Below are 7,873 nucleotides of genomic sequence, written 5' to 3' on the forward strand. Positions count from 1 at the left end.
GGACCCGGCGACCGTCGGGTTCGAGCAACGGGACTCCCGCGTCGCGCTCGAGCTGGGCCAGTTGCTGCGAGATCGTCGAGGGGCTGAACGAGAGCGCCTCGGCCACGGCGGCGAGGGTGCCGCGCACCGACAGTTCGTGCAACAGGCGCAGTCGGCGGAGATCGAACATTCCAGACCCTTCGTTGCAATCAACCGATACCGTTCGGAAATCATCGCTTTTCCCGATCGTACGTCGGTCGCACACTGAGGGCATCCGAGGAAGGATCCGCATGTCGCTCACCGATGTCGTCCCCACTGATGTCGCCCCGGCCGACCTGGCCGACGACGCCGTCGCCCTGGTCCGCCGCTGGCTCGTCGAGAGCCGCTCCGAGCCGGTCGACGCGGCGGCCACGCGGCTGGCCGGTGTGCTGCGCGACCCCGACGGTCTGGCGTTCACCGTCGGGTTCGTCGACGGCGTCGTCCGTCCCGACGACCTGCGGGTCGCCGCGGGCAACCTCTCCCGCCTCGCGCCGCTGGTGCCGGGCTTCCTGCCGCTGCACCTGAAGGCGGCGATCCGCTTGGGCGCCCTGACCGCGCCGATTCTGCCGCGCGTGGTGGTCCCCGCCGCACGGACCGCGCTGAGATCGATGGTGCGCCACCTCATCGTCGACGCCAGCGATCGTCGGCTCGGCGCCGCCATCGCCGCGATCCGGGGGCGCGGCGAGGGCATCCGCCTGAACGTGAACCTGCTGGGCGAGGCGATCCTCGGGAGGAAGGAGGCGGCCCGGCGTCTCGAGGGGACGCGCCGTCTGCTCGCTCGCGACGACGTCGACTACGTCTCGATCAAGGTCTCGTCGACCGTCGCGCCGCACACGCCGTGGGCGTTCGACGCCGCCGTCGCGGACGCCGTCTCGGCCTTGCGGCCGCTGTACCGCGTCGCGAAGGAGACCGGCACCTTCCTCAACCTCGACATGGAGGAGTTCAAGGACCTCGATCTGACCCTCGCGGTGTTCGAGACGCTCCTCGCTGAGCCGGAGTTCCACGACGTCGAGGCCGGCATCGTGCTGCAGGCCTATCTGCCCGATGCTCTCGCCGCGATGATCCGGCTGCAGGAGTGGGCCGCCGCGCGGGTGGCATCCGGGGGTGCGCCTATCAAAGTGCGCGTCGTGAAGGGCGCGAACCTGCCGATGGAGCGCGTCGACGCGGACGTCCACGACTGGCCGCTGGCGACCTGGCCGTCCAAGCAGGCGACGGATGCCTCGTACAAGTCGGTTCTCGACTACGCCCTGCGGCCCGAGCGCACGGCGAACGTGCGCATCGGCGTGGCGGGGCACAACCTGTTCGACATCGCTGTGGCGTGGCTGCTCGCCGAGCGTCGCGGCGTGACCGGCGGCATCGAGATCGAGATGCTGCTGGGCATGGCCACCGCGCAGCAGGCCGTCGTGCGGCGCACGGTCGGCTCGATCCTGCTCTACACCCCGGTGGTGCACCCGCAGGAGTTCGACGTCGCGATCGCGTACCTGATCCGGCGCCTCGAGGAGGGGGCGTCGAGCGAGAACTTCATGTCGGCCGTCTTCGACCTCGACACGCACGAAGCGCTGTTCGCGCGCGAGCGCGACCGCTTCCTGGCTTCACTCGCCGACATGCCGACCGAGGTGCCGGCGTCGCACCGCGTGCAGGACCGCACCGCAGCCCCGACGCCGGCGCCGCGCACGGGGTTCCGCAACGCCCCCGATTCCGACCCCGCGATCGCCGCGAACCGCGCGTGGGCCGCGGGCATCGTGTCGCGGATGGCCGCGTCGACCCTCGGCGCCGAGACGATCGCGGCGCACACCGTGACCGTCGCGGCGGTGCTCGACGAGCGGATCCGGGATGCCGCGGCCGCCGCCGTCGCGTGGCGCGACCTCGGCGCCGACGGGCGCGCCGAGATCCTGCACCGGGCCGGTGACGCGCTCGAAGCCCGCCGCGCGGAGCTCATCGAGGTCATGGGAGCCGAGTGCGGCAAGGTCGTCGAGCAGAGCGACCCCGAGGTCTCCGAGGCGATCGACTTCGCGCACTACTACGCCGAGCAGGCGCGGCACCTCGACCGCGTGGACGGCGCGCGCTTCACCCCCGTCGGCGTCACCGTCGTCACTCCGCCGTGGAACTTCCCCGTCGCCATTCCGGCGGGGTCGACGCTGGCGGCGCTCGCCGCGGGATCGTCGGTGATCATCAAGCCGGCGGCGTTGGCCGAGCGCTCCGGAGCGGTCATGGTCGAGGCGCTGTGGGACGCCGGCGTCCCGCGCGACGTCCTGACGCTCGTGCAGGTCGCCGAGAGCGACCTCGGTCGTGAGCTGCTCACCCACCCCGCCGTGGAGCGGGTCGTGCTGACCGGCGCGTACGAGACGGCCGAGCTGTTCCGCTCGTTCCGAGCCGACCTCCCGCTCCTGGCCGAGACGAGCGGCAAGAACGCCGTCATCGTCACGCCGTCGGCCGACCTCGATCTCGCCGCGAAGGACGTCGCGCTGTCGGCCTTCGGCCACGCCGGCCAGAAGTGCTCGGCGGCCTCGCTCGTCGTCCTCGTCGGCTCTGTCGCCACCTCGCGCCGCTTCCGCGACCAGCTCGTCGACGCCGTCACCTCGCTGGAGGTCGGGATGCCGTGGGACGACGCCGCGCGCGTCGGACCCCTCATCGAGCCCGCGGAGGGCAAGCTCCTGCGGGCGCTCACGACGCTCGAGCAGGGCCAGCGCTGGATCGTCGAGCCACGCCGCCTCGACGAGGACGGACGGCTGTGGCGTCCCGGCATCCGGGAGGGCGTGCAGCCCGGAAGCGAGTTCCACCGCACCGAGTACTTCGGTCCAGTGCTCGGCGTCATGACGGCAGAGACCCTCGACGAGGCGATCGACATCGTCAATGCCGTCGACTACGGCCTGACCTCGGGTCTCCACGCCCTCGACGAGACCGAGATCCACCGCTGGCTCGCGCGCATCGAGGCCGGCAACGTCTACGTCAACCGCGGCACGACCGGGGCGATCGTGCAGCGGCAGCCGTTCGGCGGGTGGAAGAAGTCCGCCGTCGGCGCCGGCACCAAGGCCGGCGGTCCGCACTACCTCTTCGGTTTCGGGTCATGGGCGGATGCCGAGCCCGGTGCGCCGCGCGGAGCGGGTGCGCTCGCCGGTCCGGCGTCAGCGGCGGTCCCGGCGGGGGACCGCCGGTGGTTGGCATCCGCCCTCGCCTCGGATGCCGCAGCCTGGGCGACGGAGTTCTCGCGTGCGCGCGACGTGACGGGGCTGGAGTCCGAACAGAACGTGCTGCGGTACGCCGCGGTCCCGGTGACGGTGCGGCTCGAGGACGCGCGCGACGTCGCCCTGGTGCGGGTCGTGGCCGCGGGGCTGCGCGCCGGATCCACCGTCACGGTGAGCGTCGACCGCGAGCTCACCCCCGCGGTGCGGGCGTGGCTCGAGGGCGCGGGCGTCACGCACGCCGTCGAAGACGCCGCGGCATGGGGGCGGCGGGCGTCGCGGCTCGCGCGCACCGGTGGCCGTGTGCGCCTGTTGGGCGGCTCGGCCGAACGGTTCGCCGAGGTCACATCCGGCTCGCCCGCGGTGGCGCTGTACGACGGGGAGCCGACGCGCGCCGGCGAGGTCGAGTTGCTGCCGTTCCTGCGTGAGCAGGCGGTGTCGATCACGGCGCACCGCTTCGGCACGGTCCGTCGGTACGTCGTGCCCCCGCTCGTCATGAGCTGATTCAGCGCGGCTCCTGGCCCGGTCGTGTGGCCGTGTGGCCGTGTCGCCGTGCCGCCGGTCGAGCCGTGCCGTGGGTCACGCCGTGCCGCCGGTCGAGCCGTGCCGCGGGTCACGCCGTGTCGTCGGTCGAGCCGTGCCGCGGGTCACGCCGTGCCGCGGGTCACGCCGTGCCGCCGGTCAGGCCCGACCGCCGGTCAGGCCGTGCCGGTCGCCGCCACGCGCGCGGCGGCACGGCGGACGGAGTCCGGGATCGCCGTTCCGGGAACGGTCTGCGCCGACGTCACGGGGTCGCCGGCGATGACGTGCAGCGGCAGTTCGCCGGCCCACACGGCCCGGTCCTCGCCGTCGTCGTCCACCTCGACGAGGGACCCGGCGTTGTCCTTCACGCTGGCCTCCGACAGCGGAATCCGCAGCACCAGGGTCGCGGCCAGTTCTCGTGCCGTCATGGGGCGCACGTCGGCCGAGCGCCCCGGCATGAGGTGTTCGGAGAGCACGAGCAGCGCGTCCTCCTTCTCCTCCGCGGGAACAACGGATGCCACCCCGTGCACGACGGCGCAGCGGTAGCGCATCGAGCTGTCGAACAGGGAGCGGGCGTACTTCAGCCCGAGCAGCTGGGTGACGGTGAGGCAGACGGGCGTGCCCGCGGCGATCCGCCGGAAGAAGTCACTGCCGCTGGACCCGTGCACGAGAACATCGTCGCCGTCGCGGCCGATCCCGACCGGAAGAGCGACGGGGCGACCGTCGCGCACGATCGCGAGAGTAGCTGCCAGGGCGCCGTCGAGCACGTCGTACAGCGCGGCGCGGTCGGTCACCTGGTGGTGCGGCAGGCGTCGGACGCGGGTGCGGGGAGTGAGCGGCAGGTCGGTCATGTCTCGATCTCAGCCGCCCGGGCGGACCGATTCCTAGGCCGATTCTCGCCCGATCGTATAGACCAGTGACAAACTGGCGGCCGTGATCTCGTCCGGCATCCTGGATCGTTCGTCGCCCGTGCCGCTGCACGTCCAGCTCACGCAGGGGCTTCGACGTGCCATCGTCGAGGGGCGGCTCGCCGCGGGCGATCCGGTCCCGTCATCGCGCGCGCTGGCGGTCGACCTCGGCGTCGCACGCGGTACCGTCGTAGCCGCCTACGAGACGCTGGCGGGCGAGGGCTACCTCGTCGCGCGGGCCGGAGCGCGCACCGCGGTGGCGGTGTTGCCGCGGCATCCCGATGTCGGTGAGCCGGCCGCGCCGCGTCCGCCCGCCCGCGCGGCGTCGGATGCGATCGACCTTCGCCCGGGACGTCCGGGAACGCGGGGGCTCGCCGATGCCGCGTGGCGTTCGGCCTGGCGTCGGGCCGGGGCGCTCGACCCGGCGGCCGATGTCGACGATGCGATGGGTGTGCCGGAGTTCCGGCGAGAAGTCGCGCGACACCTCGGACGTACCCGGGGCGTGACGGTCGATCCGGGAGAGGTGATCGTGACGGCGGGGACGAGTGACGCGATGCTGTTGACGGCTCTCGCCCTCGCGCCGCGGCGGACCGGGGGTCCGCGCCGGTTCGGTGTCGAGAACCCGGGGTATCCGCGCGTGCGGACGATCCTGGCCCGTGTCGGCGTCGAGACAATTCCCGTCTCGGTGGCCCCCGGCACAGGGCTCGACCTGGATGCCGTGGAGCGATACGACGATCTCGACGCGCTCATCGTCACCCCGCATCACCACTATCCCCTCGGCAGTCGACTGGATGCCGCTGCCCGAGCGCGTCTGTCGGCCTGGGCGCGGCGAACCGGCACGGTCCTCATCGAAGACGACTACGACAGCGAGTTCCCCCATGGGCGTGCTCCGCTGCCACCGCTCCGGCTGCTCGACCCCGAGGGCGTCGTGCTGATCGGCAGCCTGTCGAAGGTGCTGAGCCCCGCGCTGCGGTGCGGGTGGATCGTCGCCTCGGGAACGGCCGGCGACCGCCTGCGCGCCGCGCGCGCCGACCTCGATCTGCCGGTCTCGCTGGTCGTGCAGCAGGCTTTGGCTCTGTACCTCGCCGACGGTTCGCTCGCGCGTCACACCGCGCGGCGGCGCCGCGACTACCACCACCGCCGGAAGCTCGTGCTCGAGGCCCTCGGGTCGATCGCTGGAGTGGAGCTGACGGCGATGAACGGCGGGCTGCACGCGGTGGCACTGCTGTCGAATGTCCCGGGGACCGCGCGGGCGGAGGTCGAGACGGCGCTGGTCGCTTCCGTCGCTGCACGCGGAGTGCGGGTGGCGGGTCTCGCTGACTATGCCGTTCCCGGAGCGCCGTCCGATCTGCCGGCCGGCATCGTCCTGGGGTACGCCGAACCCACAACGCTCGAACTCGCGCGGGGCGTCGCGGTCGTGGCGGAAGTTCTGCGCGAGTGCGACTGGTCGGCCGGTGTCATGACGGGGCGGTGACTGCGCGGCGATCGTGTGGGGAGGGGGATTCAGAACGGCGGTGTCCGCCTCGGGTGTCCGCCGGGCGTGGTCTCAGAACGGGGGCGGGTCCGCGTCCGGTACGAACAGCACCCGGGCCGGCAGTTTCTCGCGGTGCTCGTAGCCGAGAGGGCTGTGGAAGCGGAGCGTGCCGTCGGGGTCTTGATCGACGGTCCACTCGCTCTCGGTCTTGAGCGTGTGGTGTCGGACGCAGAGGTGGCACAGGTTGCACAGGCGCGTGCGGCCACCGTTCTGGGCTTCGTGATTGTGGTCGATCTGGCACCGCGTGATCGGTGCCCGACAGCCCGGCGCACGGCAGTGCCGATCGCGAGCCGCGAGGAACCGGCGCTGGGCCGCGGTGGGGGAGTACCGGTCGACGTCGAGTACCGTGCCGGTCACGGGATCGCAGAGCACGCGATCCCACCCGGGTGCGTGGGCGGTCATCTGCCGCGCGGTCTCGGGGTCGATCGGAGTGCGACCGTCGATGCTCGCGCCGACGTCTGCGCGACCGAGGAGCGTCAAGACCGGCACCGTGATCTGCACATGCCCACGGATCGCTCCCAGGCCACCCGGACACGTCTCGTCGGTGGTGGGGTCGATCGCGGGAGCCGCGGTGAGCAGCAGGTCGGCGCAGACATCGGCTCCGATCTGGGCGAGCGTTCGCGTGTCCGTGACGTCGGCGTGCACGTCGATCGGTGCGATCTGCGCGGGGCCTGCCGAGTGCGCTTCGTCTGCGCTCGCTGCGCTTGCGCTGGTTCCCGTCGCGCGTAGCCCGGCTCCGGTCGCACGCGCCGCGGTTGTGGCGGCGCTCGCCCCGGCCGCCGCGCTCGATCCCTCCGTTGCGTCGGCTCCGGCCGTGCCACCCGAGTCGCCCGAGCCCGCGGCTGTGCCACGCGCGTCGGCCGAGCCCGCGGCTGTGCCATGCGCGCTGGTGGAGTCCGCTTCCGTGCTGCTCTCGTCGGTCGAGCCGTCTGCCGCGGCGCTCGCTCCGGCTGCCTCGTCGTTCATCGATGCCCGGATCGCCGCGGCCTGACGGCGCAGGCGGTCGCGGATGCCGTACGCCACCGTCGCGGGAAGGATGACGCTGAGCTCTGCCATGCCGTCGGCGAGGTCGCGCACACTCACGCCTCGGGAGGCGGCGGCCCGCGCATGACGTTGCGTCATACCGACGGGGTGCACGCTCTCGGCGAGTTCGCGGCCGAACGCGCGCACCCGGCCGGGGGACTCGCGCTCGGCGTGGGTGAGCACGACCTGTTCCCACGCGGCGCGCGTAGCGTCGTCGTCGAGCACGATGCCGGTTTCGAGGATCGCCGCGGCGTGCCGTGCCCCGATGCGCCCTTGAGCGAGCGCGTCGACGGTCGCGGTGAATTTCTGCGTCATCGTGTGCGCGTCGGACAGTTCTTTCTGCACCGTCAGGTCGTGGGCGTGCGTCGCGACGGCGATCTCGAGCGCGAGCGACCGGACCGGCATCTCGCGTTCCCGCGACTCTCGCGACCGCGAACGTGCGACCTGATCCATCGCGATCCCCAGCGCTTCGGAGCGGAGGCGGATCAGTGACGCGTGTACGTGAGCGGCTCGCGCGGTCTCGTCGCGGATCGCGGAGACGAGCCCGCGCAGACGATCGTCTTCGCTCGCGGCGGCGCGAGATCCGGGATCCGGGACGGGAGGGGAAGGCATGCACTTAGAATAGAACAAACGTTCTAATGTTGAAGGTGTCTTCACCCTCGCTCGCCCGAGGTTCATCCCTGCCG

5 protein-coding genes are annotated in these 7,873 nt (G+C 72.4%); 2 read left to right on the forward strand and 3 right to left on the reverse strand.

Annotated features, from left to right (window positions below):
• On the reverse strand, nucleotides 1-169 hold a 169-nt coding region (locus tag LQV45_RS13635), incomplete at its 3' end, for a LysR family transcriptional regulator (RefSeq protein WP_230007500.1).
• A 100-nt stretch (nucleotides 170-269) separates the two neighbouring features.
• On the opposite strand from LQV45_RS13635, the gene LQV45_RS13640 reads away from it, so the two are divergent.
• A complete protein-coding gene (locus LQV45_RS13640; RefSeq protein WP_230007496.1) occupies nucleotides 270-3,704 on the forward strand; it encodes a bifunctional proline dehydrogenase/L-glutamate gamma-semialdehyde dehydrogenase in 3,435 nt (1,144 codons plus the stop codon).
• Between the two features lie 194 nt (nucleotides 3,705-3,898).
• Here the strand turns inward: LQV45_RS13640 and LQV45_RS13645 are convergent, their stop codons facing one another.
• On the reverse strand, nucleotides 3,899-4,573 hold the full coding sequence (locus LQV45_RS13645) for a pyridoxamine 5'-phosphate oxidase family protein (RefSeq protein ID WP_230007497.1): 675 nt from the start codon (nucleotides 4,571-4,573) through the stop codon (nucleotides 3,899-3,901).
• An 82-nt stretch (nucleotides 4,574-4,655) separates the two neighbouring features.
• On the opposite strand from LQV45_RS13645, the gene LQV45_RS13650 reads away from it, so the two are divergent.
• Nucleotides 4,656-6,104: a PLP-dependent aminotransferase family protein gene (locus LQV45_RS13650; RefSeq protein WP_230007498.1), complete on the forward strand. Its 1,449-nt coding sequence runs from the start codon at nucleotides 4,656-4,658 to the stop codon at nucleotides 6,102-6,104.
• Nucleotides 6,105-6,176: 72 nt separating this feature from the next.
• Here LQV45_RS13650 and LQV45_RS13655 read toward each other — a convergent pair whose 3' ends face one another.
• Nucleotides 6,177-7,799 carry an HNH endonuclease signature motif containing protein gene (locus tag LQV45_RS13655; RefSeq protein ID WP_230007499.1) on the reverse strand — a complete coding sequence of 541 codons (1,623 nt, stop codon included), beginning with the start codon at nucleotides 7,797-7,799 and terminating at the stop codon, nucleotides 6,177-6,179.
• Nucleotides 7,800-7,873: the final 74 nt, after the last annotated feature.

The organism is Microbacterium sp. Bi128 (assembly GCF_918698205.1).